Genomic DNA, 23,915 nt, shown 5'->3' with positions numbered 1-23,915 from the left:
ACAGATCGCTCAGTACCTCGACCACGCCAGCCAGAGGGCCAAACGCAAGCCATGAACGAGTTTATGAATGTGAAGCAGGTGGCGGAGTACCTCGATCTCAACGAGAAGAAGGTCTACCAGCTCGCCAACGAGGCGCGCATCCCCGCCACCAAGGCGACCGGCAAGTGGCTGTTTCCCCGCTCCCTGCTCGACCGCTGGCTGCTCGGCAGCTGCCACGAGGGGGTGATGAACGACCGCTTGCTGCTGGCGGGCTCGGACGACGTGCTGTTGCACTATGCCAGCAGCCGTTTGGCCCAGCAGCTTGGCACCCAGGCACTGGTGGGCTACACCCCGTGCGGCACTCGCCAGGGGCTGGCAATGCTGGCGCGCGGCCACGTGGATCTGTGCGCCATCCACTGGGGCCAGGCCGAAGAGGCCCACCTGCGCCACCCGGCGCTGGTGCAGCAGTATCAGGGCCACCGGCAATGGGTGATCGTACATGGATTTCGCCGGGTACAGGGGCTGGTGCTGCGCCAGGGGCTGCAACCCAAAGAGGCGAAAGAGGCGCTCGACTGGCGCTGGGCCATGCGCCAGGAGGGGGCCGGCAGCCAGCGCGCCCTGCAGGAGTGGCTGCAAACCCAGGGGGAGTCGCTGACCCGGCTGGAGCGCACCCTCGAGGTCAACAGCGAGCGGGAGCTGGCCGCCGCCATCAGCCGCGGCGATGCCGATGTCGGGCCCGGCGCCCAGAGCACCGCCACCGAGTTTGGCCTCGACTTCGTGCCGCTCTCCCAGGAGTGCTTCGATCTGGTGATGCCGCAGGGGGTCTTCTTTCGCACCCTGCTGCAGCAGCTGATCGGCTGGCTGCAATCCCCCGAGGGGCGCGAGCTGGCGGCCCGCCTCGGCGGCTATGACCTGACCCAGAGCGGCAAGCTGGTGTGGAGCCCGCAGTAAGTATCCCCTCACTCGCCCGTAAAAAAGCCCGCCACTATTGGCGGGCTTTTTTGTGCCTCACTCTGAAGCTCGGCAGCCACATCCCTCCCCCTTGAGGGCAATGCGCGCCCTGCAAGTTAGGCGGGCTTTTTTATGGCTGGAATGGTTAAGACGGGTGGTCGCCACCGGCCTCACGCCCCTCGGCATTGAGGGCGATGCGCCACCCCTCCAGCCGGGCGCGCTCGCCGCCGCTGGCCAGCCGGGCGTGGCTGCGCAGACGGATGGTAAAGCAGCTGCCCTGCCCCGGGGTGGAGTCCACCAACAGCTCCCCGCCCCAGCGGCTGATGATGCGGTGGCTCAGGGCTAGCCCCAGCCCGGTGCCGGTGGCGCGGGTGGTGAAGAAAGGGTCGAAGATCTTGTCGATGATGGCCGCCTCGATGCCGCTGCCGTTGTCGATGACCCGCACCTCGGCCCCCTGCAGGGCCCCGGCGTCATCCAGCCAGTCGCGGCTCTCGACCCGGATCTCCCCCTGCTCCCCCAACGCATGGCTGGCGTTGACCAAGAGGTTTATCAGCACCTGCAGCAGCTGCTGGCGATCCGCCTCGATGGGCTGCTGGGCCTTGAGATCGGCCACCAGGTTCACCTGCTGCCGGCGCAGGGCGGAGCGCACCAAGGTCAGGCTCTCCTCGATGATGGGGGTGAGATGCTGCCACACCGGCGCCGTCTCGTAGTCGCCGGGACGGGAGTATTGCAGCAGGCTGCGGGTGATGGCGCGAATGCGCTCGATCTGGGCCAGCACCAGCGCCAGCTCTTCGCTCACCGGCGCGGCCGCCTCCCCCAGCTCCAGCTTCATCAGCTCCACGTTGCCGAGGATCACCGCCAGCGGGTTGTTGATCTCGTGGGCCACCCCGGCGCAGAGCTCGCCGAGGGCCGCCAGCTTCTCGCTGATAAGCAGCTGCTGGCGGGCCTGGGTCAGCATATGGATGTGGTGCTCGAGCTCGGCGGTCTTCTGCTCCAGGCTCTGGGTGCGCTCGGCCACCTTCTGCTCCAGCTCGTCGGCGCTGCGGGCCAGCTGCTGGCGGTGCGCCGCCTGCCTGTCCAGCATGGCGTCGAACTGGCGGCCAAGCTGGGCCAGCTCGTGATCGGGGTCGAGGTAGAGCTCGCCGATGCGGGCCGGCCTGCCCGCCTGCACCTGGCGCACCACCTTGTGCATCCGCTCGATGGGAGTGAACAAGTCCCGCGCGCCGCGATAGACCAGCAGGCCCGAGAGCAGCAACAGCAGCACCACGCCGGAGCCCAGCTCCAGCAGATTGGTGAGGTAGGTGCGAACGATGGGCCACTCGAGAAAGCCCACATAGAGCATGCCGATGCGCTCACCATTGGCGCCCAAGAGCGGCTCGTAGCCCGACACATACCAGGCGTCGTGCACGAAGGCGCGGTCAATCCAGGGCTCGCCGCGCCCCAGCACCTGTTCGCGCACCGGCGCCGAGGCCCGGGTGCCCACCGCCCGCCCTAGCTGCTGGCTGCTGCTGGCGGGCACGTTGGTGCTCACCCGCAGGTCGCCGAGAAACAGGGTGACGCTGCCGATGCTGCCGGCCGGCAGGGTATTCTTGGCAAACACCTGGCCCTTGAGCTCGTCCACCAGCCGGGTGCTGCCGTTGATAAGCTCGCCCCCCTCCAGCACGCCCCAGAGGCTGCCGTCCCGCCCCATCACCGGGGTCAGGGAGAGGCTGATCAGACCGCGGGTCTCCTGCCCAGCGCCCGGCTCCAGCTCTTTGTCCAGCACGGCGCGGCTGGCCAGCGCCGGCGAGAGGGCCAGCAGCTGCTCCCGCGACCAGACCACGAAGTGGCTGACGCTGCGCCCGGCGGCGAGGACCGCGCGATCCTGCTCTGGCAGCTGATCCAGCTCGCTGCCGCTGCGCAGGCGCAAAAAGTCGAGACCGTAGTTGGCGGCCAGCGGCATCACCCACTGGCGCAAGCGGGCGGGGGATTCGCGCAGTTGCAGCTGGAAGGCCCAGGCATCGCGCAGGTGCTCGAGGTGCTCGGCCTGACGCTGCTGCTGCACGCTCACCGCGTGGTGGGCGACGCCAAGGTCGCTGCGCACCGTGGTGAGCAGGTTCTGCCAGCTGTAGGTGAGGGTCCAGTAGAGGGTGAGCCCGATCATGCCGGCCAGGGTCAGCATGATGGGCACCGAGGTGAGCAGCAGCAACCGCCAGCGCACCTTGGTTCTGAGCAGCCACGGGAGCTGCGCCAGCCTCACGGCTCACTCCGGTGGCAAGGGGCGAGCCGGCTCATTCGATGGCCCACTCCTTGAACTTGCGTTCCAGGGTCTTGCGCGCCACCCCGAGCACCCGGGAGGCGGCCGACTTGTTGCCGTCAAAGCTCGCCACAACTTGCAGGATGTGAGCCTTCTCCACCTCGGCCAGCGCCCACTCTAGCGGATAGCCCTCCTCCCCCCGTCCCGACTCGGCCGGCTTGGCGCTCTGCCAATATTCGGCGGGCGGCTTGCCCAGCAGCAGGCAGCGCTCGATCAGGTTGCGCAGCTCGCGCACGTTGCCGGGCCAGGGGTAGGCCTGCATGGCTACTACATCTTCATGGGTCCAGTGCAGGGCGCCCATGCCCATCTCGGCGGTGAGCTGGCGGGTGAAGTGGTGCACCAGGGCGGGGATGTCGTCGATCCGCTCACGCAGGGGAGCTACCGGCAGCGCCACTACGTTGAGACGATAGAAGAGATCTTCGCGAAACCGGCCCGCCTCCACCTCCGCCTTCAGGTTGCGGTTGGTGGCGGCGACGATGCGCACGTCCACCGAAAGCTCCCGCTCGGCCCCCACCGGGCGGATGGCCTTCTGCTCCAGCGCCCGCAGCAGGGAGGCCTGCATGGCGAGCGGCATCTCGCCGATCTCGTCCAGAAAGAGGGTGCCCTGATGGGCGACCCGGAACAGGCCGTCGCGCCCCTTGCGGGCGCCGGTAAAGGCCCCCTGCACGTGGCCAAACAGCTCGCTCTCCAAAAGCTCGGGGGCGATGGAGGCGCAGTTGAGCGGCACGAAAGCCCCCATCCGGCCGGAGAGCTGGTGCAGGGCGCGGGCCACCAGCTCCTTGCCGGTGCCGGACTCCCCCTCCACCAGCACGGCGGCGTTGGAGGGGGCGACCCGGGCGATCAGCGTCTTGAGCTCGCGGGTCCTGGCGCTGTCGCCGATCAGGGTGGGCGGGAACAGCTTGCTCACCTCCCGGCGCAGCAGCAGGTTTTCCCGCTCCATCTGGCGGCGCTCGATGACCCGGTCCACCGCCTGCACCATCTGATCCAGGTTGAAGGGCTTGAGAATGAAGTCGCTGGCGCCGAGCCGCAGCGCCTTGAGGGCGGTCTCCATGTCGCCGAAACCTGTCATGAAGATGATGTCGCTGCGCCGGGTGGCGGGATCGATGGCCTCGTGCCACTCGATGCCGGAGCGCCCCGGCAGGCGGATGTCGGCGATGATGAGATCAAAATGCAGACGACAGCGCAGGGCTTCGGCCTCCTCCACGCTGGCGGCCGTCTCTATCTGGGCGAAGCGGCGGGCCAGCGCCTTGGCGAGGAAGCTGCGCATGCCGGGTTCGTCGTCGACGATGAGCAAGGAGAGGGCGGACCAGCGGCTGGCGGGTGCAGTCATGAAAAAAGTACCTCAGATTCGACAAGGTTCCGGGATTGTCCCACCGACCTTATAAACTGTGGGACATTTTGTCGCTAACCGGCCCCAAGTGCCAACTCCGTTTATTAAAAGCGACGGTGCCATCACGCAATTAGGGCGCTTAACCGACTGTTTTCACATTAAAAACCGGGCCGAGCAGGGCATGTGGTCAGCTTGGCACCCTGCTTGCTTAGTCCTGCCCTCTCTCCATCACCGGGTACCCTGACATCATGATCACAGCCACAGTGCGCAAACGCCTCGCCCTTGCCCTCTCCTCCGCCCTGCTGCTCAGCCTGCCGCTCTGGAGCGCTGCCAGCCATGCCGAGACCAGGGCCCCCATCCGCCTCGCCACCACCACCAGCACCGAACAGTCCGGCCTGCTGGGTTGGCTGCTGCCCCAGTTCACCAAGGAGACCGGCTACCCGGTGCAGGTGATGGCGGCCGGTACCGGCCAGAGCCTGAAGATGGGCGAGAACGGCGACGCGGATCTGGTGATGACCCACGCCCCTTCTGCCGAGAAGGCCTTCGTCGAGGCGGGCTTTGGCATCGAGCCGGAGCACCTGATGTACAACGACTTCGTCATCGTCGGCCCGGCGAAAGATCCGGCCGGTCTTGGCAAGCTGCACGACGCCGCCAAGGCGCTGGAGGCCATCAAGGAAAAGGATCAGACCTTTATCTCCCGCGGGGACGAGTCCGGCACCCACATCAAGGAGAAGACCCTGTGGCAGGCGGCCGACGTCAAGCCCGAGTTCGCCGGCTACAAGTCCATCGGCCAGGGCATGGGGCCGACCCTGACCATGGCTTCGGAGCTGGGGGCCTACACCCTGACCGACCGCGGCACCTGGCTCGCCTACCAGAGCAAGCTGGATCTCGCCGTGCTGCTGGAGGGGGACAAGCGGTTGTTCAACCCCTATCAGGTGATCCTGGTAAACCCCAAGCGCTACCCGGATCTCAACACCGAAGGGGCCCGTACCCTGAAGAACTGGCTGGTCTCCAAACACGGTCAGCAGCTTATCGGTGACTTCAAGGTGGCCGGCCAGCCGCTGTTCGTGGCCGACGCCAAGCCGCAGTGATGCCACGGCCGAGACTGCTCGAGATGCCCCTCGCCACCTTGAGTGACGGAGGCGCCCGGTGCCGACCCTGATCGAAACCACACTGGCGGCCCTTTCGCTGCTGTTCAGTGGTGACGCCGAGCTGTGGCAGGTGGTGGGGGTCTCCTTCTCGGTGTCGGGCCTCGCGCTCGGGCTGGTGCTGCTGCCGGCCCTGCTGCTCGGCTTCGCGCTGGCCTATCTGCCCATTCCGGCGCGCTGGCTCTGGCTCTCCTGCATCAATACCCTGCAGTCGGTGCCGACCGTGGTGATTGGCCTGTTGCTCTACATGCTGCTGTCGCGGGCCGGCCCCTTCGGCGACTGGAAGATGCTGTTCACCCAGCAGGCCATGGTGGTGGGGCAGATGCTGATCGCCTTTCCGGTGATCGCCACCATGGCTCACGCGGCGTTCGTGCAGAGCGACCGGCGTGCCTGGGAGACCGCCCGCACCCTGGGGCTCTCCTGGCCCAGGGCGCTGCTCGGGCTGATGCGCGAGTGCCGCTTCGGCCTGCTGGCGGCGGTGATCGGCGCCTTCAGCCGCATCGTCACCGAGGTGGGCTGCTCCATGATGGTGGGGGGCAACATTTTGCATTTCACCCGCAACATCCCCACCGCCATCGCGCTGGAGACCCAGAAAGGGGCCTTCACCCAGGGGGTGGCGCTCGGCATCGTGCTGCTGGCCCTGGCCCTGCTGCTCAACCTGTTGCTGACCGCGTGCCGTGGCCACAGCTATCTGAAGAACTGACCATGCCCCCACCGTCCATCCACTGGAGTACGCCATGGCCCTGACCGCCCACCAGCTGATGATGCGCTTTGGCGAGCGCGACCTGTTTCAGATTGAGCAGCTCTCCATCGCGGCCGGCGACGCCGTCTGGCTGCGCGGCGCCAACGGGGTGGGCAAGACCACCTTGCTCAAGATCCTGGCCGGCCTGCTCACCCCGACCCGGGGCCACACCAACCTCCCCTCTGGCTGGCGCGGCAAGCTCGGCCAGTGGCTCAAGCGCGATCCGGGGCCGGGTCGGGTTACCTACCTGCACCAGACCCCCTACCTGTTTGATCGCAGTGTGCACGACAACGTGGCCTGGGCCCTCGGCCATCGCGCCGCCGACGAGGTACGGGTGTTCGAGGCGCTGCGCCGGGTCGAACTGGAGAGCTTGGCGCGCGAGCACATCAGCATTTTGTCTGGCGGCGAGCGCCAGCGGCTGGCCATGGCCCGCGCCTGGGCACTGCAGCCCGCCTTTCTGCTGATGGACGAGCCCACCGCCAATCTGGATGCACATTCGGTTGCCCTGATGGCCGCCATGGCGCAAGATCTGCGGGAACAGGGCAGCGGCCTGGTCATCATCAGCCACCAGAGCAACGATCTGACCGACCTGTGCGAGCGGCAATGGACCCTCGCCCGGGGCCGGCTGCACGAACCCACTCCTTTGAAAATCATCGAGCGACATGACCTCAAACAGCGAACCTCGTACTGACCGCTTTCCCGTCTCCGCCGTGGTGCTGGCCGGCGGCCGCGCCACCCGCATGGGGGGCGCCGACAAGGGCTGGGTCGAGTTGGCGGGCCGCCCGCTCATCGACCACGTGCTTGACCGGCTGAGGCCCCAGGTGGACGAGATCCTGATCAACGCCAACCGCAGCCAGGCCCGCTATCAGGCGCTGGCCCCGGTCATCGGCGACGACAACCCCGACTATCTCGGCCCGCTGGCGGGCATGCAGGTGGGCCTTGCCGCCGCCCGCCACGACTGGGTGCTGTTCGTGCCCTGCGATGGCCCCGCCCTGCCCCGCGATCTGATGGTGCGCTTTCGCGCCGCCCTCACCCCGCAGACCGAGCTGGTGGTGGCCCACGACGGCGACTGGCTGCAACCCGTGGTGGCCCTGCTGCACAAGTCCCTGCTCCCCTCCCTCTGCGCCGCGCTGGCGGAGGGGGAGCGCAAAATCGATATCTGGTTTGCCCGCCACAATATGGCGGTGGTGAGCTTTGCCGACCAACCGGATGCCTTCATCAATCTCAACAGCCCGGACGAGCTGGCCGCCTACGAGGCGCGCCTGCCAGACGCCGCGACCGGACAAGGAGCCACCTCATGACCCCGGCCCCCACCCTGCCCCTGCTCGGCTTTGCCGCCTGGAGCGGCACCGGCAAGACCACCCTGCTCGAGCAGCTCATCCCCCTGCTGGTGAGCCGCGGCCTGCGCCTCGGGGTGCTCAAGCACGCCCACCACGACTTTGACATCGACCAGCCGGGCAAAGACAGCCATCGCCTGCGCCAGGCCGGCGCCAGCCAGATGATGGTGGCCTCCCGCCGCCGTCACGCCCGCATCATCGAGACCGATCTGGGTGAGGCCGATTTTCGCGAGCTGCTGGCCAGCTTCGATCAGCGCAGCCTCGACCTGCTGCTGGTGGAGGGGTTCAAGCACGAGCACTTCCCGAAAATCGAGCTGCACCGCGCCGCTATCGGCAAGCCGCTGCTGTTCCCGATTGATCGCGACATCATCGCCCTGGCCAGCGACCAGCCCCAACAGACCGCCCTGCCCCGGCTCGATATCAATGATCTGGAGGCCATCGCCGACTTCGTCTGCTGCTGGCTCAAGGAGAGCCAGACGCAGGAGCAGGAGGCTGGCAACGGCTTTCTGTCGGTCGAGGCTGCCCGCAACGCCATTCTCGATACCCTCACCCCAGCCACCGCCTGCCGTGATCTGCCGCTCGCCCGCTGCCATGGCGCCGTGCTGGCGGGGGATCTCGTCAGCCCCATCAATGTGCCGCCCCACGCCAACTCGGCGATGGACGGCATTGGCCTGCGCAGCGACGATCTCGCCGCCGGCCGCTGGCAGCTGGTGGGGGAAGTGCTGGCGGGCCAGCCGCGCAGCGAGCCGGTGCTGGCCGGACAGGCGGTGCAGATCATGACGGGCGCCCCGCTCCCCCCCGGCGTCGACACCGTGGTGATGCGCGAAGAGACCCGGCTTGACGGTGAATGGGTCAGCGTCTGTGCCCCCGTCAAGGCGGGGCAGAACGTGCGTCAGGCCGGCGAAGATCTCGCTAAAGGTGCGGTCGCCATCGCGGCCGGCACCCGCCTCGGTGCCCCTCAGCTCGGGCTGGCGGCGTCTCTGGGGCAGGCAACGCTGACGGTGCGCGCACCGCTCAAGGTGGCGCTGTTCAGCACCGGCGACGAGGTGCAGGCACCGGGCGAGACGCTGGCTCCGGGCCACATCTTCGACAGCAACCGCTTCACCCTGATGGCGCTCATCGCCGGGGCCGGCTGCGAGGTGATGGACCTTGGCATCATCCCCGATGATCCCGCCATCCTGCGCCAGCAGTTGGCACAGGCCGCGGCCGATGCCGACCTGGTGCTGAGCTCGGGTGGGGTGTCGGTGGGCAATGCCGACTTCATCAAGCAGGTGCTGGCCGAGCTTGGCCAGATCGCCTTCTGGCGCATCCAGATGCGGCCAGGTCGCCCGCTCGCCTTCGGCAAGCTGGGGCAGACCCCCTTCTTCGGCCTGCCCGGCAACCCGGTGGCGGCCATGATCTGCTTCCTGCAATTCGTCGAGCCCGCCATCGCCCGCCTGCAGGGCCGGTTGTGGCAGCCGCTGCGCCTGTCGGCGCTGGCCGAGCAGCAGATGAAGAGCCGACCGGGACGCACCGAGTTCCTGCGCGGCATCTTCCATCAGGACGCCAGCGGCGTGCTGCGGGTGCGCACCACAGGGCCACAGGGCTCCGGCATCCTCAGCTCCATGAGTGATGCCAACTGCCTGATTGAAATCGTCCCCGCCCAGCCGGCCATCGCGGTCGGCGAGCGGGTCTGGATCCACCCACTCCAGGGACGAGTGGCCTGATACCGGTCTCCACCCCGCCGGGCGTGGCGGGGTGGCTGCCCCCATGAATCCGAGGCTTGTCCCTTGCGCCTGAATGCCCCCCTCTCCCGACTCGATCTGCTGATCTACGGTCACTACCGCATCGTCCACGGCCTGCGCATCGCGCTCGCCTTCATGCTCACCTTTCTGCTGACCCGCGAGCTGAAACTGCCGGAAAGCACCTGGCCCCTCATCACCCTGGTGGTGGTGATGGGCCCCATCTCGTTCTGGGGCAATGTGCTGTCGCGCGCCCTGCAGCGGGTGGTCGGCACCATCTTCGGCGCCAGCTGCGGGGTGGTGGCGCTCTATCTCGAGCTCTACTCCCTGCCGCTGATGTTGCTGTGGTGCGGTTGCATCATGTTCCTGTGCGGTTATCTGGCGCTCGGCAAGCGCCCCTACGTGGGGCTGCTCATCGGCATCACCCTCGGCGTCACCATGGGGGCCATGCCCGGCGATATCGAGACCGCCCTGTGGCGCAGTGCCGACGTGATCCTGGGCTCATTGCTGGCGCTGCTGTTTTGCAGCATCTATCCCCAGCGCGCCTACAGCCACTGGCGGCTGCAGATGCACGATACCCTGCAGCAGGCCCAGCGGCTCTATCACACCCACCTCTCCCCCAACGTGCTGGAGCGACCGCGGCTCGCCCACAGCCACGCCAGATTGCTCTCCAAGATGGTGAGCCTGCGCCCCCTGCTGACCCCGGCGGTCAAGGAGACCCGTCTTGGCAGCGCCCTGTTCGAAGCGATCCAGACCACCATGCGCAACACCCTCTGCACCCTGGAGATGCTGGCCAACACCTACTGGCGCGATCGCCAGAGCCACTTCCTGATGCAGAGCACCCCGGAACTGCGCGCCTGCCAGCAGGCGACCGAGGCGCTGATGAGCGAGCTGGCGCTGATGCTCAAAAGCGGCGAGCTGCAAGGCTCGGAGCTGGCCATTGCTCGTCTGCAGGAGGCGGCCGGCAGAGTGCGGATCGACGCCGGCGGCGAGGCTGCCATCAGCGGCTATCTGTGGCTCAATCTGCAGCTCACCGAACAGCTCACCCACCTGCGCCGGCTGCTGGGCCTGGTGATGCACCCGCCCCGCAGCCAGAGTCGCCCATAGCAAAACGCCCCGCAAAGCGGGGCGTTGTCGTCTCAGGCCAATGACAAATGACTGAAGCCCGATATGGCGCAAATATTAACTGGCGTTTGCCAGCGGTTGCTCGAGCGGGAGATAGAGGGAAAAATCCTGGATCCCCGCCTGCAGAGCGGCAAAGCAATCCGGATCAATGGCCGTCCCCAGATTCTCGGCCATCATCTCCAGCGCCTGGGGCACCGGAATGGCGCCACGATAGGGCCGTTTGGCAGTGATGGCATCAAAAATGTCGGCCGTGGTGATGATGCGGGTTTCCAAGGCTATCTCGTCCCCTTTCAATCCTTTAGGGTAACCCTTGCCATCGAGGCGCTCATGGTGGGCACCCGCCACTTGCGCCAGCTCTTCAAACGCACTTATGCGACTCAGGATCTCCTCGGTATAGGCGGCGTGCATCTGCACGGCGGCCCACTCCTGCGCATCAAGTTTGCCCGGTTTGTCGAGAATGGCATTGCTCACCCCCAGCTTGCCCACGTCATGGAGCAGAGCACCGCGCTTGAGCCAGCGTCGTCGCAGCTCGGACAACCCCATCTGAGTGGCAAGAATGTCTGTATAGAGTGCCACTCGGCCGCTATGACCGGCGGTATAGGGACTTTTGGAGTCCACCACCTGGCCGAATGCCGCGGCGATCTCGTCCAGATAGTCTTCATCAAGAGCGACCTCACTCTGCCCGGCCGGGTGGACGAACACCCACTCAGCCAGCTTGGGATCCGCCAGTCCTTGCCAGAAATCACCATCCGCCAAGGCTTCAAATTCGCTAACCAATTGAGGGTCAAACCAGCTGCCGCTGCGCTCGCGCAGCTCTTTTAGCACCGCATCAGGGCCTGCGGCGGCGTGAAACACATCCACCACCTGGCAGAGCAGCGCTATGCGAGAGAAGAGCGGAATCGCGTCACCGATCAGTTGCAACGGCCGACCTTTGCCGTTCCAGTGTTCGTCCAGAGAGAGGATACCGGTGGCTACCTCTTCACTGAAACGCAGTTGACGAGCGATGTCCGCCCCCCGATGGCAACGGGTCTGGATCAGTTCGTTGGCTATCTGATCGCCGTTGCGAAAGATGTGAAACAGGCTGCGAAAACGCCCAAGCAGATCCGCCTGCAGGCCGGTGTGGCCCAGCACGAAGTTGACCACCTCGGAGAGAGAGCCATCCACCAGCTTGAAGTCGCGTTTGAAGTGAAGATCGTCGGTGAGATAGAGTTCGCAGATACGGGCCGCATTGCTGCTGCACCCCAGATCCTTGAGCAGCAGCATGTAATAGAGGTCATGACACAGTCGAGCATCCAGCGCCAACCGTTCGGCCAGACGGGAACCTATCCAGCAACAGCGAATACAGTGCCCTCTTGGTTGACCCTCAGTCATGTCGAGCGCATGACTGAGGGAACCAATCAACTCTGCCAACCGCAATCCATTCACCGTCATAGCCTGTATCCCTGGTCATCTTGGCGATCTTGCCTGCTGACTAGGTATACCTTATCCAGAGAGGAATAGATCTGGATTCAGATGAATTTATACCTCGGCGCTACCGGTCCGTGCTTTCTCCTCCAGCTGGGCCGGCGTCAGGGTCGACACCAGCCGGCCGTCGAAGTAGATGTCCAGCAACTCGCCGCGCTTCTCGCCGCGCATCAGGCTGCTGCGCCCGTCCAGGTAGTGTACCTCCATCTGGGCGGTGCGCTCGTCCGGGTAGCTCACCTCCACCTCGCGTACCCCTTGCGGCAGCAGGGCCAGCGGCACCTTGTTGAGGGAAGGATCCAGGTGCTGGTTGACCTTGATCAGGGCGTCGAGCTTCTGATCCACCAGCGCCGGCGACTTGCCGGTGATGGGGTTTTTGCCCGACCAGAATTCGATGGTGTTGAACACGAAGAGATCCGCGGTGGCCGCCAGACCGTAGACCGGCGAGAGCAGGATGAAGACCCCGGCCCGGCCGTAACGGTTGTCCACCACGCTGAGGTTGCCCTTGGTCACCATGGAGGAGAGCCCCATCTGCCCCATGCAGCCGCTCAGTCCCACGCTTGCTACCACACCTGCCAGCAGCGCCAGCGCCCTGCCCTCTCTTCTCGTTGCCATCGTCTTTATCTGCTCCAGAAATAATGAGGCGGCAAGCCTAAACAGGCTGCCGCCGACGGGCAATTCACAAGCAGGGAGCGATACAGCAGGGGTTCAGATTGGGATTTCGACTGCTCACATTGCGCACAGGTCGTTGAAATAGTGGTCAAGGCGGCCCGCATGAAGACTGGGCCGCCAGCAGACTAGATGGAGAGGCTGGAGACGGTCGCCGAGACGTTGTTGGCCTCCTGCCGGATCTCCACCATCACCTCGTTGACCTTGTCGATCTGCTGCTTGCCGAGCTCGGCGCTGCCGGCCACCCTGGCCATGTCGTCGGTCACTCTGGCGGTCAGCTCGCGGTTCTTCTGCACCACCTTGGCTATCTCGTCGGTGGAGAGCGACGTGCGGGCCGCCAACTGGCGCACCTCGTCGGCTACCACTGCGAAACCGCGCCCCTGATCGCCGGCGCGGGCCGCCTCGATGGCCGCATTGAGGGCCAGCAGATTGGTCTGATCGGCGATGCTGCTGATGGTGGAGACGATGGCCTCTATGCTTCTGGACTGCTCGTTGAGCTGGTTGATGAGCAGTATGGTCTTGTCCACCTGCTCGCTGATGAGCGACGAGGTCTCCACCACGGAGCGCAGCAACTCTGCCCCCTGTTCGGCACAGCGCAGAGTCTCCTGCGCCGTGGCGTGAGCCACCTGGGTGGCATCGCGCACCGCGTGGCTCTTGGTGACGCGATCAGTAATGTCGCTGGCAAACTTGATGACCCGGCTCACCTTGCCGCTCTCGTCGCGAATGGGGTTGTAGGTGGCCTCCAGCCAGATCGCATCGCCATGGCTGTTGCGCCGCAGGAAGAGCCCGGACTTGAACTGTCCCTGAGCCAGCTCTTCCCAGAAGCGGGGGTTCTCCTCATAGAAGGCGTCATCGCACAGGATCCGGTGATTGCGCCCCTTGAGCTCGTTAAGGGTGTAACCGACGCAACTCAGGAAGTTGGCGTTGGCCGAGAGGATGTCGCCGCTCGGGGTGAACTCGATCATCGCCAGCGAGCGTTCTAGTGCCTTGGAGACCGCCTCCTGGTTAAGCAGCTGCTGATGCTCGGCGGTAACGTCGCTGGCGATCTTGATCACCTGGGTCACCCTGCCCTGCGACTTTACCGGGAAGTAGCTGGCCTCCAGCCAGACCACCTCGCCCTGCTTGTTGCGGCGCGAGAAGATGCCGGACTTGACCCTGCCCTGCTTGAGCTGGGCCCAGAACTGCTGGTACTCGGCGGAGCGGGCCAGCTCCTGGCTGCAAAACATCCGGTGGTGCTGACCCTGCAGCTCCATGGCGCTGTAACCCATCAGGCTCAGAAATGGCTGATTGGCCTCCAGGATCTCGCCATCCGGGGTGAAGATGATGGTCGCGATCCCGGCCTTGACCGCCTCCACGAAGCCCTGTGATTCGGCGAGCTGTGCCTGGCAGGCCTGCAGTTGCGCCTTCAGCTTGTTGTTGAACATGGGTGTCATACCTCTGTAATGACCTGACAAGGTGGGAACGGGCACAAGACTCGGCGTCAAGGTGAACCAGCACGAGCCTGTTGAGGCTGATCATAGTTGAGCATGGTGACTCGATCAGAATTTGGCCGAGATTTTGCCACAGCCAGGGAGATGTTCGCAGCGCCCGTATCCCGTTGGCAGGCGTGATACGGGCAGGGCGGCAGGCGGGATCACCCGGGTTGCCACTCCAGATAGGCGGGGTTGCTCACAAACCCCATCCGTTCGTAGAGGGGACGCCCCTCTTCACTGGCATGGAGCCAGACCCGGCCCAGCTGCAGCCCCCTCGCATAGTCCGCCATCTGGTCCAGCAGGGCACCGGCCAGTCCCTGCCGGCGATAGTCAGGCAGGGTATACATGTTGAGCAGATAGCCCTCCCTCCCCGTCAGATTGCCGGGATAGGGCGGGCGCACGAAGAGGGCCAGGGTTGCGCTCGCCACCACCTCGCCATCCACCTCCGCCACCCAGGAGCGGGCACTCTCCTCGGCCTGCGCCGTGCTGAAATAGGTGGTGGTGGCCTGCCACAGCGGCAGATCGGCCAACGGCTCGCTCAGCTCCCCCACCTCGCAAAACAGCGCCATGCGCAGGGTCACCAGCGCGGGAATGTCTGCCTGTGTTGCCTGCCGGATGATCATCGCCTCTCCTCCTTGTGATGAAATGAGCAGGCACCCCGCAGGGTGCCTGATGAGAGTGCCAGTGTGGCGGCTTCATGCCCGCCTGACAAGGCGCCACTGATCCAGGGCCAGCGGCCCCGCCCCCCACACCGCCAGGGTCAGCAACATCCAGCCCCACAACTGGTGATCGTAAAAGCCGCCGGCCCAGAGGGCGGGATAGGAGAGCACCGCCATGATGTTGAAGGCAAATAGCAGGGCGGCGACCGGCCGGGTGAAGAGCCCAAGCAACAGCAGCACCGGCAGCAGCAACTCGGTGGCCGTCCCCAGCCAGGCTGCCCACTGCCAGGGCAGCAGGGACACCCGATACTCGAACTCGAACAGGTAGAGGGTGCTGTCCCAGGCGCTCAGCTTGAGCCAGCCGGAGCGCAAGAAGACCGCCGCCACCCAGCATCTGGCCAGCAGCAAGAGGGCGCCGCTCAGCCACCAGGGGGCGGCCGGCCCCCGATGCTGCATCAGGGGGAACTTGTGGTTTGTCATCGAATTTACTCCAGCGTTGAGGTCACATCGACCAGCAGGCCCAGGGTGACGAGGCGGGTCAGATACTCTGCAGCCTGCGGATCTTGCGCCAGCAGGCTCGACAGGGCGATGCCCTGGCGGCAGCCATCCAGCAGGCGCCACTCTCCCTCGCTCAGGCGCAGCGGCAATACCCGGCAATCGGGCTGCTTCTTGAGGGCAAGCCAGGCGGGGCTCGCCAGATCGTGCACCTCCTCCCCCTGGTGCAGAGCCATCTGCCAGAGGGCCTCCACCGGGCGAAGGCTGTCGAACAGAAGCAGATCACAGGCCGGGATCAGCACCAGCGTCTGCCAGGCCGCTGGCGGCAGGGCCGCCACCCGCTCGGCCGGCCAGTGGCGCACCTCGGGGGCCAGCAGGCTGGTGCGCTCCAGTGCCCACTCGAAACGGGCAAGCTCCCCCAGCCAGGGCAGTTCGGATGTGGTGGGCAGCCCGGCGAGCCAGTCGCCAAAGCCTGCGCCGTAGTGCATCACGCTCCCTTCGCAGAGGGGCTCCGCCAGTACGAAGCCGCGCGCCGCGGCGTCGAAAAACGCCTCCCCCACCATGGCCTTGACCGCCGGGTAGCTGCCCGCCAGCACCTCGCCAAGGCTCAGGATGAAGTGATTGCGATAGACCTGCAGCACGGCATCGGCCGGGAAGAGGCGGGAGTGGACGTGGGGCAGAATGGCCTCGCTCTGGCCAAGCAGCCCCTCGGCAAACTGCTGCTGCCGGTGGGCCAGCTCAGACATGGGCGGCCTCCGACTCAGGATGGGCAGCCATGGCGGCATCCAGCAGGGTGCTCGCACGCTCGGCCTCCGCCAACAGCACGGGGAGCGGCGGTATCTCGAGATCCCACTCGATCAGGGTGGGGATGGCGCGCTGGCGGCAGATCTCGGCATAGAGGGCCCAGACCGGCTCGCTCACCGGCGCGCTGTGGGTATCGATATAGAGGTGCCCCTGCGGCAGTGACTTGTCAGTAAAACCGGCCAGGTGGATTTCACCCACGGTGGCGATGTCGATGGCAGCCAGATAGTCACGGCACGCAAAGCCGTGGTTGAAGGCACTGACGTAGAGGTTGTTGAGATCGAGCAGGATGCCGCACTCGCTGCGCCGTTGCAGCTCGGCCAGAAACTCCCACTCCGGCATCTCTCCCGCCAGTTGCAGGTAAGAAGAGGGGTTCTCGATCAGCAGCCGGCAGCCGAGTGCATCCTGCACCTGCATGATCTTGTCGCTCATGGTGAGCAGGGCCTCCCGGGTATAGGGTACTGGCAGCAGATCGTTGAAGTGGCGCCCCCCGATGCTGCCCCAGCTGAGGTGCTCCGAGATGCGCACCGGCTTGATGGCGCCGGCCAGGGCCGAGAGGCTGGCAAGGTGAGCAAGGTCGAGTCCATCGGCCGACCCCAGGGACATGCCGACCCCGTGCAGGCTGACCGGATAGTGCCGGGCCAGCTCGCTCAATACCTGAAAACCCCGGCTGTGCCGTTCGAAGTAATTCTCGCTGTGCACCTCCAGCCAGCCGACGGCCGGCAGGGTACGCAGCATCTCGTCGTAATGGGGGGTTCGCAATCCAATACCAATCAAGGGGTTCATCGCAAAGACTCGCGGTTGGCCATCAAAAGAGAGCCACGGTGCACAACACCGTGGCACCCAGCCTTACTTGGGTTGCAGCGAACCGCCGGCCAGCTTCTCGCACAGCCCCTTGGGCACCACCACGAAGGCGTCGCCCTGGGCATCCATCTTGGCGGTGCCGGCGCAGGAGTTGGTCTTGGTCGCACAGTCGTTCTTGCTCGCTTTCACCACGCCGTAGCACTTCTCCTTCTCGTCGGCAGCCATGGCCGGGGCGGCAATGAACTGGGCGCCGAGGGCCAGCAGACCGGTCATGGCGGAGGCGATGGCAGTGCTCTTTTTAACGTTCATTCTCTGTTCCTTCTGATTGTGTGTGGTGTGCCCGATCATTCGCGACCGGATGCCTTCCATAGAACCGGCGCTGCGACGAAATGATTTCAAAAAAAATGCAAAATCGGCACATCTATAAAAAACACAATTAGTAGAATGTTGTTTTAAAAGGAGTTTTCAGGATGTTCTCGGCCCCTTGGCATTGACATCAAGTCGGCGACAGAGACGATGGCATGGCGGTGACGGGGTAACCGGTTCGCCTCCCCGACCATCCCGACGCGGGTCTGCCGGCACATTTTCACCAGCACGCGGCGGCGAGAGACGAGCTGATCGCAAGGCAATATGAATGGAAAGCGCCGAGCGGGCTGGGTCGTCAGAGCGATCCGGCCGGCCGGTTTATCTGCGGGCTGTAGTGGTTGAGGCGCTGATGCTCAGGGGTGAGCAGTTGCCCGGGCGAGCGCCCGGTAAAGAAGTGGCAGCTCTTGATGAAATGGGGCTGATCGCAATAGCCCTGTTCCAGCAGGGCATCGAGCGACGGGGCGCCCGACAGCAGCTGGCGCAGCGCCCTTTGAAAGCGGGCGGTACGCAGAAAATAGCGGGCATCCACCCCGAGATGGCGGCGCAATCGCCGCTGAAAGGTGCGTGCGCTCATCCCCAGTTGCTGCTGCAACTCAATCGCCGGCGTGCCGTAATAGAGCCGCTCTATCGCCCGCACCAGCGCAAGATCCCGCGGCGGACGACTCGCCACCTGCCGGCGCAACCAGGCGCCCAGCGTCCCTGCCCCTTCCTGCATCAACCACTGCGGGTCGGGGCAGACAATCCCCAGCTCATCGAGGGACAGCACCCGATCGCTCAACTGCTCGAGCGGTACGCCAAACAGATCGAAACAGGCCGAAGAGCGCAGCCGCAGCCCCAGCAGATGAGTCTGGCCATGGGCGGCAAAGCGCAGGCGGGCATGGCGCGGGCAGATCAACACGGCAACCCCCGTGGCCACGGTGACGGTGCGGTGCAAATCTGCTGACGAGAGGATCGTGATGGTGAGGGGAGCCCCCAGATTGAACAGGATCTCGGCCCCGGTGCCGGGGAACATCTCAGGCATCGGCTGGGGGTGGCCAAGGCGCCACTCCCAGCCTTGCGCCAGCCAGGGCGCCAGATCGGGAGCGGGCTGAAATTTACGGCACTGCATCATGATGGGAGGCGATGTTGCTCACTGGCTCGGTTCAGAGGCGGACAGGAAGAGGGTATCACCGCTGACATGGTCGAGACAGGGATGGCGATCGAAGCGCACCACGCCTATCTCCATGCGTCCTGCGGCCGCCTCCACCATGGCGGCGACCCCCAGGTGACCGAACCCGGCACACAGCTCCACCGCCCGGATCCCCTCCCGATATAGCTCGTCGAGCAGTTCACGGCCTCCCTGGTAGTCGGGCACGGCGATCGTCTTCACATGGACGTTCTCCGTCTTGACCCAGCTGGCGTGGAGGGCGGGATCCGCCCCCGGTGCAACGAAGATGAAGGCGGCCTTGAAAATATCGGACATATAAAAAGCTCCTCGGATCAATGAGTCGCCACTCTACCCGGGATCCCGCGGGCCGGATTGTACCGCGGCGCCACCCGCCCTCATCAGGCAGGACAAAACCTGGCGCAAAGGGCGCCATACAGACCTCATTTCTCCCTGTTGAATGCAATTTGTGCGGCCAGGGGCCATAAATGCAAAAGAGACAGCCGAAGCTGTCTCTTTTGTCATCAAGCCGGGACCTCAGTAGAAGATCCGCTCGCCGCGCTCGCTCATCTTGAGCCATACCGGTTTGGTGCTGGTTTTGCTCCAGATCCGGTGCAGATAGCTGTAGAAACGGGCCCGGTCGCTGCGAAACAGCATCACGGGGAAGGCCAGCATACCCACCAGCAGCACATAGAGGCGACGAAGAATTATCTGAGTAAGGGAATAGGGATGAAACATGATAGCACTCCTCACTGGTAAGACCACTGAGCAAAGATTACTCCACAATTTGTAGGATTACTACACCAGGAATCCCATTTTTTCGCAAAAAACGCCCTGAAAAGCCACAAAGTGAAATTGGGTTACATCCATTAACTTACAGGCAACAAAAGCTGGCAAAGCGGCCGTGTTTGACCAGATTTAATGAGTTGGTAGTCAACATGGAGTCAAGGCGATGAAACCCGCAGAAATGGCGATCATAGGGATCCTGGGCCTGCTGATCTGGTCGGAATGGCAGGACTGGCAGCTCAACCGGGACGACAGCATCACCCTGGCCTACAAGGGGGCCCCCACCGTCAGCCTGTGGCAGTGCGGTCAGTTGAAACAGAAGATGATGGATGTGACCGAACACTCGGCCGAAGTGCAGTTTCAGTACCGGGGACAGGACCTGACACAGGTAAACCGCTATCTGGAGCGGGAGTGGCAGCAGCAGGGTTGCGAACAGCTGTTGCTGCAGCAGGGATACTGATACGACAAAACGCCGCACGAAACGGTCGATATCGGAAAATTCAGACAGGGAGAAGATGGAGGCACGTTCCGGAGTCGAACCGGACTAAACGGATTTGCAATCCGCTGCATAACCGCTTTGCTAACGCGCCATGCTGACAAGGCATTGCCTTGAAAGTGATATCCATGATTGGTGCCATGGAAAATTGGAGCGGGAAACGAGACTCGAACTCGCGACCCCGACCTTGGCAAGGTCGTGCTCTACCAACTGAGCTATTCCCGCATTACTGCTTGTGTGCCAGTTGCCTGACAACGAGGCGCATTATACGTACCCCGAGCAGAGGCACAACCCTTTTTTCTCACTTTTAGCCCTTTCTCGTGCTGTTTGCTCAGGGTTTAGACGGCTTGCCCAAAAAAAACGCGCAAGGCTGTGACCCAGCAGGCGAATTCAAGATAAAGTCATTGAAATGATTAGCCTTTAATCAGAGACTTGCGGCGGTTAGTAACCGGATTCTCAATTGAAAATCTCCCGATGAAATGGATCTTCAAGCCTCGTGGACTCAGGCCGCAGCTGATGCTGGCATTTTTTATGCTGGCCATGGTGCCCTTCCTGGTTGTCACCCTGTTTTTCCTCTATAGCCACGGCAAGGATCTCACCACCCAGACCTCCAACCATCTGGTTTCCGTTCGCAACATCAAGAAGAGCCAGCTGGAAGATTACTTCGGCAACCTCAAAGAACAGATCATCAACTTTTCCCAGCAGGATTTTGCCGGCAACAGTATCGGCCGCTTCTACGGCTTCACCGGCGCCTTCGAGAAACTCGGCACCACGCCGCAGGAGGCCCGCGCCCGCGCCCAGGCCCGCTATGTGCCGGGCTCTTGGGATCAGTTGCAAAAGCCCGACAATACCCCCGACATCGAACCCTCCATCAGTGCCCTGATCCTGGCGGACGAGATGTATGGCCGGGTGCATCAGCGCTTTCACCGCGGCTACGCCGACATGGTGCGCAAGTCCAACTACAGCGACATCTTCCTGATCGACCTCAACGGCGACGTGGTCTATTCGGTCACCAAGCGCGCCAACTTCGCCACCAACCTGCTCTCCGGCCCCTACCAATCGAGTGGTCTGGGCCAGACCTTCGCCAAGATCAAGCGGCGCCTCGACGGAGGCCAGAAGCCGCAACAGATCTTCGAGTTCACCGATTTTGGCCGCAACGAGCTGACCGGCCAGGTGGTCGCCTACATGGCCGCCCCCGTGATGCAGTACGACTATGTGCGCGGCGTGGTGATCTTCGAGCTGCTGCCGGACAAGCTCAACCAGATCATGGCGGAGCGGGAGGGGCTCGGTGCAACCGGTGAGACCATTCTCATCGGCCCGGACAAGCGGATGCGCGCCAACGCCTGGCTGGCCCCCGAGTTCAGCGTGGAGAACAGCTTCAGCCCCAACTTCCGGCCGCTGCAGACCCCGCTGGTGGTCAAGGCGCTCTCCGGCGAGCAGGGGGTCGGGCTGTTTCGCTCCTACCACGAGGACGAGGTGCTGGCCGCCTACACCCAGGTGAAGGTGTTCGACACCGAGTGGGCCTTCATCGCCGAGATCTCCACTAGCGAAGCCTATCGCCCCATCCGCCAGCTGGAGACCCTGGTGATCCTGCTGGGGGCCGGCTCATTGCTGCTGCTGATCCTCTTCTCCCGCTGGCTCTCCCACTCCATCACGGCGCCGCTGCGCTCTCTCACCGCCGCCGCCGAGCAGGTGGCCGATGGCGCCCTGGATCACCCCATCGCCATCGCCCGCACCGATGACGACATCGACCGGCTCGCCCAGGCGTTTCGCCACATGCAGCGCTCGGTGAAGGACAAGATCGAGCTCATCGAGCGGCAGACCCAGGAGCTGCAGCAGCAGGTCAAGCTGACCCACAAGCAGAACCTCAGCCTGCAGCAGGCGGACAAGCTCAAGGATGAACTGCTGGCCAACACCTCCCACGAGCTGCGCACCCCCATCCACGGCATCAAGGGGATGGCCGAATCCATGCTCGCCAGCCAGCAGGACTTGACCGAAGGGCAGCAGAAACAGCTGGGGCTCATCATCAAGAGTGCCGACGGCCTAGCGCGGCTGGTGGACGATCTGCTCGACTACCACCAGATGCGCTACGGCCAGCTGGAGATCCACCCCCAGCCGGTCTCCTCCAAGGGTGTCATCCGGCTGGTGCTGGATCTCTGCCAGCACCTGGTGCAGGCCAAACCCCTCACCCTGGTGGACAAAACCCCGGCCGAGCTGCCGCCTGTGCTGGCGGACGAACAGCGGCTCGAACAGGTGCTCTACAACCTGGTGGGCAACGCCATCAAGTACACGCCACAGGGCAAGGTGGTGCTGAGCGCCCTGGTGGAGGGCAACTTCCTGCACATCCGGGTGACCGACACCGGCATCGGCATCGCCAGGGATCACCTGGAGCACATCTTCGAGCCGCTGGTGCAGATGAGCCCTGAGGTGAGCAAGCAGGGGGCCGGCCTCGGCCTCTCCATCACCCGCCAGCTGGTGCACCTGATGGGGGGCGAGCTGTTCGTGGAGAGCGAGCCGAGCGTCGGCTCCACCTTCGCCTTCACCCTGCCGCTCGCCAGCGGCAAGGCGGGCAGCCTGACCCTCGACAGCCGCCAGATAGAGCATCAGCTGGTGCGCCAGCAGCCGCTTGCCCTGCCGGAGTGGGAGAGCGATGACCTCCCCCCACCGCCCGAGGATGCACCCCTCATCCTGGTGGTGGACGACGAGCCCATCAATTTGCACATACTGCGCCACCTGCTGCAGCCCTGCGGTTATCGCATCCTGCCCAGCAGCGACGGCCACGACGCGCTGGCCAAGCTGGCCCAGGAGCCGGTCGACCTCATCCTGCTGGACGTGATGATGCCCACCCTCTCCGGCTTCGACGTCTGCCGCCGGCTGCGGGAACAGCATCCCAAGGAGAAGCTGCCGGTGCTGCTGCTCACCGCCCTCAACCAGCCCAAGGATATCGAGGAGGGATTCAACGCCGGCGCCAACGACTATCTGGTGAAACCCTTCTGCAAGGAGGAGCTGTTCGCCCGGGTCAGGGCCCTGCTGGAGGCGAGCGCCGGGCGCGCCTCTCTGGTGGAGAACCGCTTGCTCAAGCAGGAGATAGAGCACCGGCTGGTGCTGCAGGAGCAGCTGCATCAGGATCAGCAGCGGCTGCTGGCCCTGCTCGGCGAGGGGGCCGACCCCATGGTGTTCATCGATGGTCAGGGCACGGTACTGTTCGCCTCGCGGGTGCTGGCTCGCCTGCTGGGCCAGGAGCCGGAAGCCATGGAGGGACAACCGCTGGACGACTGGCTGGCCAGTCCGCTGGCCAGCCAGTGGCCCGGGCTGCAGGCCGGCCAGGAGCAGTCGCTGGCATTTCTGGTGGCGGGCCAGCGGGACGAGCTCAACGCCCGCGCCCTGCCCATCAGTCTGGGGGGGCAGGCCGCCTATGCGCTGGCCCTCAGTACCGAGTCTCGGCCCGACGAAAACCGGGTGATGGCGCTGGAGAATGCCCTCAAGAGCCTGTCGCGCCAGGCCATCATCGAGGATGGCCAGCTGCTGGGCGAGCTGAGCCGGCTGGGCGGGGAGTTCCGCTCGCTCGCCGACGACCTCATCCGCCAGCAGGATGACGAGCCATTGCGCCGCGCCTTGGTGGACACCATGCGGCTCACCCTGGATGCCTGGCAGCAGAGCACCGGCAAGGGCAAGATAGTGCTGGCCGAGAAGAGCAAGCTGTGGCGGGTCTACATGGACCGCTCCAGCCCGCAGACCCGCACCCTCGACAAGTACCTGAGCCTGGACACCCTGCCCAAGGCGCCGCGCTGGAAGACGGTGGTCGCCACCGCCGAATACGTGCTCAGCCACGGCCCGCTCAACGAGGCCCAGCGCCAGCAGCTGCACCACAGCGCCCAGACCCTGCGCCAGCTCGCCACCCGCAAGAGCTAGCGCATCCCCTCCCCGCCCCCATCTCCAATCTGAGCCCTGGCTCACACTTGGCGGGACGGTTTTTTTTTGTGCAAAATTAAGCTCGCTCACCACGTCAAAACGAGAGCCGATCCAATTCACACAATTGTCATGAGAGGCAGATTGACGGGGACTTATTACGTCAGAGCAATTAACATAACCTCATGATTTAAATCGAGTTAAAAGCCATTTTGACGAAATTG

At 64.5% G+C, this 23,915-nt stretch carries 22 protein-coding genes and 2 tRNA genes; 9 read left to right on the top strand and 15 right to left on the bottom strand.

All coding sequences use genetic code 11. From position 1 onward, the window contains the following. Positions 1–63 precede the first annotated feature (63 nt). Positions 64–930: a helix-turn-helix transcriptional regulator gene (locus tag BN1143_RS14225; protein ID WP_025201348.1), complete on the top strand. Its 867-nt coding sequence runs from the start codon at positions 64–66 to the stop codon at positions 928–930. Positions 931–1,075: 145 nt separating this feature from the next. Here BN1143_RS14225 and BN1143_RS14220 read toward each other — a convergent pair whose 3' ends face one another. Continuing rightward, positions 1,076–3,169 carry a sensor histidine kinase gene (locus BN1143_RS14220; protein ID WP_042051084.1) on the bottom strand — a complete coding sequence of 698 codons (2,094 nt, stop codon included), beginning with the start codon at positions 3,167–3,169 and terminating at the stop codon, positions 1,076–1,078. Positions 3,170–3,200: 31 nt separating this feature from the next. Then, positions 3,201–4,556, bottom strand: a complete 1,356-nt coding sequence (locus BN1143_RS14215; protein ID WP_010633286.1) for a sigma-54-dependent transcriptional regulator — start codon at positions 4,554–4,556, stop codon at positions 3,201–3,203. Positions 4,557–4,804: 248 nt separating this feature from the next. On the opposite strand from BN1143_RS14215, the gene BN1143_RS14210 reads away from it, so the two are divergent. The 6 genes from BN1143_RS14210 (at position 4,805) to BN1143_RS14185 (ending at position 10,611) form a co-directional block, all read left to right on the top strand. Next, entirely contained in the window at positions 4,805–5,647 is an 843-nt protein-coding gene (locus BN1143_RS14210; protein ID WP_017778425.1) for an ABC transporter substrate-binding protein, read from the top strand. 58 nt (positions 5,648–5,705) lie between these two features. Next, on the top strand, positions 5,706–6,407 hold the full coding sequence (locus tag BN1143_RS14205; RefSeq protein WP_010633284.1) for an ABC transporter permease: 702 nt from the start codon (positions 5,706–5,708) through the stop codon (positions 6,405–6,407). Positions 6,408–6,441: 34 nt separating this feature from the next. Beyond that, positions 6,442–7,137, top strand: a complete 696-nt coding sequence (locus BN1143_RS14200; RefSeq protein ID WP_017765078.1) for an energy-coupling factor ABC transporter ATP-binding protein — start codon at positions 6,442–6,444, stop codon at positions 7,135–7,137. Beyond that, entirely contained in the window at positions 7,109–7,747 is a 639-nt protein-coding gene (mobA, locus tag BN1143_RS14195) for a molybdenum cofactor guanylyltransferase MobA (RefSeq protein WP_042051083.1), read from the top strand. Before BN1143_RS14200 ends, mobA begins: the two co-directional genes overlap by 29 nt. Continuing rightward, positions 7,744–9,489 carry a bifunctional molybdopterin-guanine dinucleotide biosynthesis adaptor protein MobB/molybdopterin molybdotransferase MoeA gene (locus BN1143_RS14190; protein WP_042051082.1) on the top strand — a complete coding sequence of 582 codons (1,746 nt, stop codon included), beginning with the start codon at positions 7,744–7,746 and terminating at the stop codon, positions 9,487–9,489. The genes mobA and BN1143_RS14190 overlap by 4 nt, the downstream gene beginning before the upstream one ends. Positions 9,490–9,552: 63 nt before the next feature. Beyond that, a complete protein-coding gene (locus BN1143_RS14185) occupies positions 9,553–10,611 on the top strand; it encodes an FUSC family protein (protein ID WP_005303226.1) in 1,059 nt (352 codons plus the stop codon). 75 nt (positions 10,612–10,686) lie between these two features. Here the strand turns inward: BN1143_RS14185 and BN1143_RS14180 are convergent, their stop codons facing one another. The 11 genes from BN1143_RS14180 to BN1143_RS14130 all read right to left on the bottom strand — a co-directional run bounded on the left by BN1143_RS14180 (position 10,687) and on the right by BN1143_RS14130 (position 19,238). Continuing rightward, positions 10,687–12,060 (bottom strand): HD-GYP domain-containing protein, encoded by a 1,374-nt coding sequence (locus BN1143_RS14180; RefSeq protein ID WP_042051080.1) that lies wholly within the window; start codon positions 12,058–12,060, stop codon positions 10,687–10,689. Positions 12,061–12,147: 87 nt separating this feature from the next. Beyond that, complete coding sequence (locus BN1143_RS14175) at positions 12,148–12,768, bottom strand: DUF3332 domain-containing protein (RefSeq protein ID WP_025201343.1); 621 nt, start codon at positions 12,766–12,768, stop codon at positions 12,148–12,150. A 119-nt stretch (positions 12,769–12,887) separates the two neighbouring features. Further along, entirely contained in the window at positions 12,888–14,183 is a 1,296-nt protein-coding gene (locus BN1143_RS14170) for a methyl-accepting chemotaxis protein (RefSeq protein WP_042051078.1), read from the bottom strand. Positions 14,184–14,392: 209 nt separating this feature from the next. After that, positions 14,393–14,854: a GNAT family N-acetyltransferase gene (locus BN1143_RS14165; RefSeq protein ID WP_042051076.1), complete on the bottom strand. Its 462-nt coding sequence runs from the start codon at positions 14,852–14,854 to the stop codon at positions 14,393–14,395. A 72-nt stretch (positions 14,855–14,926) separates the two neighbouring features. After that, on the bottom strand, positions 14,927–15,370 hold the full coding sequence (locus tag BN1143_RS14160; RefSeq protein WP_042051075.1) for a DoxX family protein: 444 nt from the start codon (positions 15,368–15,370) through the stop codon (positions 14,927–14,929). Between the two features lie 5 nt (positions 15,371–15,375). Continuing rightward, positions 15,376–16,131 carry an HvfC/BufC N-terminal domain-containing protein gene (locus BN1143_RS14155; protein ID WP_042051074.1) on the bottom strand — a complete coding sequence of 252 codons (756 nt, stop codon included), beginning with the start codon at positions 16,129–16,131 and terminating at the stop codon, positions 15,376–15,378. Then, positions 16,124–16,972: an MNIO family bufferin maturase gene (gene bufB, locus BN1143_RS14150; RefSeq protein WP_042051072.1), complete on the bottom strand. Its 849-nt coding sequence runs from the start codon at positions 16,970–16,972 to the stop codon at positions 16,124–16,126. The genes BN1143_RS14155 and bufB overlap by 8 nt, the downstream gene beginning before the upstream one ends. 63 nt (positions 16,973–17,035) lie before the next feature. Beyond that, positions 17,036–17,299 (bottom strand): BufA1 family periplasmic bufferin-type metallophore, encoded by a 264-nt coding sequence (locus BN1143_RS14145; RefSeq protein ID WP_005303242.1) that lies wholly within the window; start codon positions 17,297–17,299, stop codon positions 17,036–17,038. Positions 17,300–17,651: 352 nt separating this feature from the next. Further along, positions 17,652–18,467, bottom strand: coding sequence for an AraC family transcriptional regulator (locus BN1143_RS14140; RefSeq protein ID WP_042051069.1), 816 nt, complete (start codon positions 18,465–18,467; stop codon positions 17,652–17,654). Positions 18,468–18,485: 18 nt separating this feature from the next. Next, on the bottom strand, positions 18,486–18,818 hold the full coding sequence (locus BN1143_RS14135; RefSeq protein ID WP_042051068.1) for a DUF6506 family protein: 333 nt from the start codon (positions 18,816–18,818) through the stop codon (positions 18,486–18,488). A 219-nt stretch (positions 18,819–19,037) separates the two neighbouring features. After that, complete coding sequence (locus tag BN1143_RS14130; RefSeq protein ID WP_005303249.1) at positions 19,038–19,238, bottom strand: YbfA family protein; 201 nt, start codon at positions 19,236–19,238, stop codon at positions 19,038–19,040. A 214-nt stretch (positions 19,239–19,452) separates the two neighbouring features. Here BN1143_RS14130 and BN1143_RS14125 point away from each other — a divergent pair, with 214 nt between their 5' ends. Further along, positions 19,453–19,746 carry a hypothetical protein gene (locus BN1143_RS14125; protein ID WP_010633270.1) on the top strand — a complete coding sequence of 98 codons (294 nt, stop codon included), beginning with the start codon at positions 19,453–19,455 and terminating at the stop codon, positions 19,744–19,746. A 56-nt stretch (positions 19,747–19,802) separates the two neighbouring features. On the opposite strand, the gene BN1143_RS14120 is transcribed toward BN1143_RS14125, so the two are convergent. Together BN1143_RS14120 and BN1143_RS14115 are read right to left on the bottom strand one after the other, a co-directional pair. After that, a tRNA-Cys gene (locus BN1143_RS14120) sits at positions 19,803–19,876 on the bottom strand. A 55-nt stretch (positions 19,877–19,931) separates the two neighbouring features. Then, positions 19,932–20,007: transfer RNA gene (locus BN1143_RS14115), tRNA-Gly, on the bottom strand. A 249-nt stretch (positions 20,008–20,256) separates the two neighbouring features. Between BN1143_RS14115 and BN1143_RS14110 the strand changes: the two genes are divergently transcribed. Continuing rightward, positions 20,257–23,694, top strand: coding sequence for a hybrid sensor histidine kinase/response regulator (locus tag BN1143_RS14110; RefSeq protein WP_042051067.1), 3,438 nt, complete (start codon positions 20,257–20,259; stop codon positions 23,692–23,694). Positions 23,695–23,915 lie beyond the last annotated feature (221 nt).

Origin of the sequence: Aeromonas dhakensis (assembly GCF_000820305.1) — a bacterium.
GTDB classification, from domain to species: Bacteria; Pseudomonadota; Gammaproteobacteria; order Enterobacterales; family Aeromonadaceae; genus Aeromonas; species Aeromonas dhakensis.
Note: the sequence above shows the minus strand (reverse complement) of the source record. Positions and strands in the feature narration are given on the sequence as shown.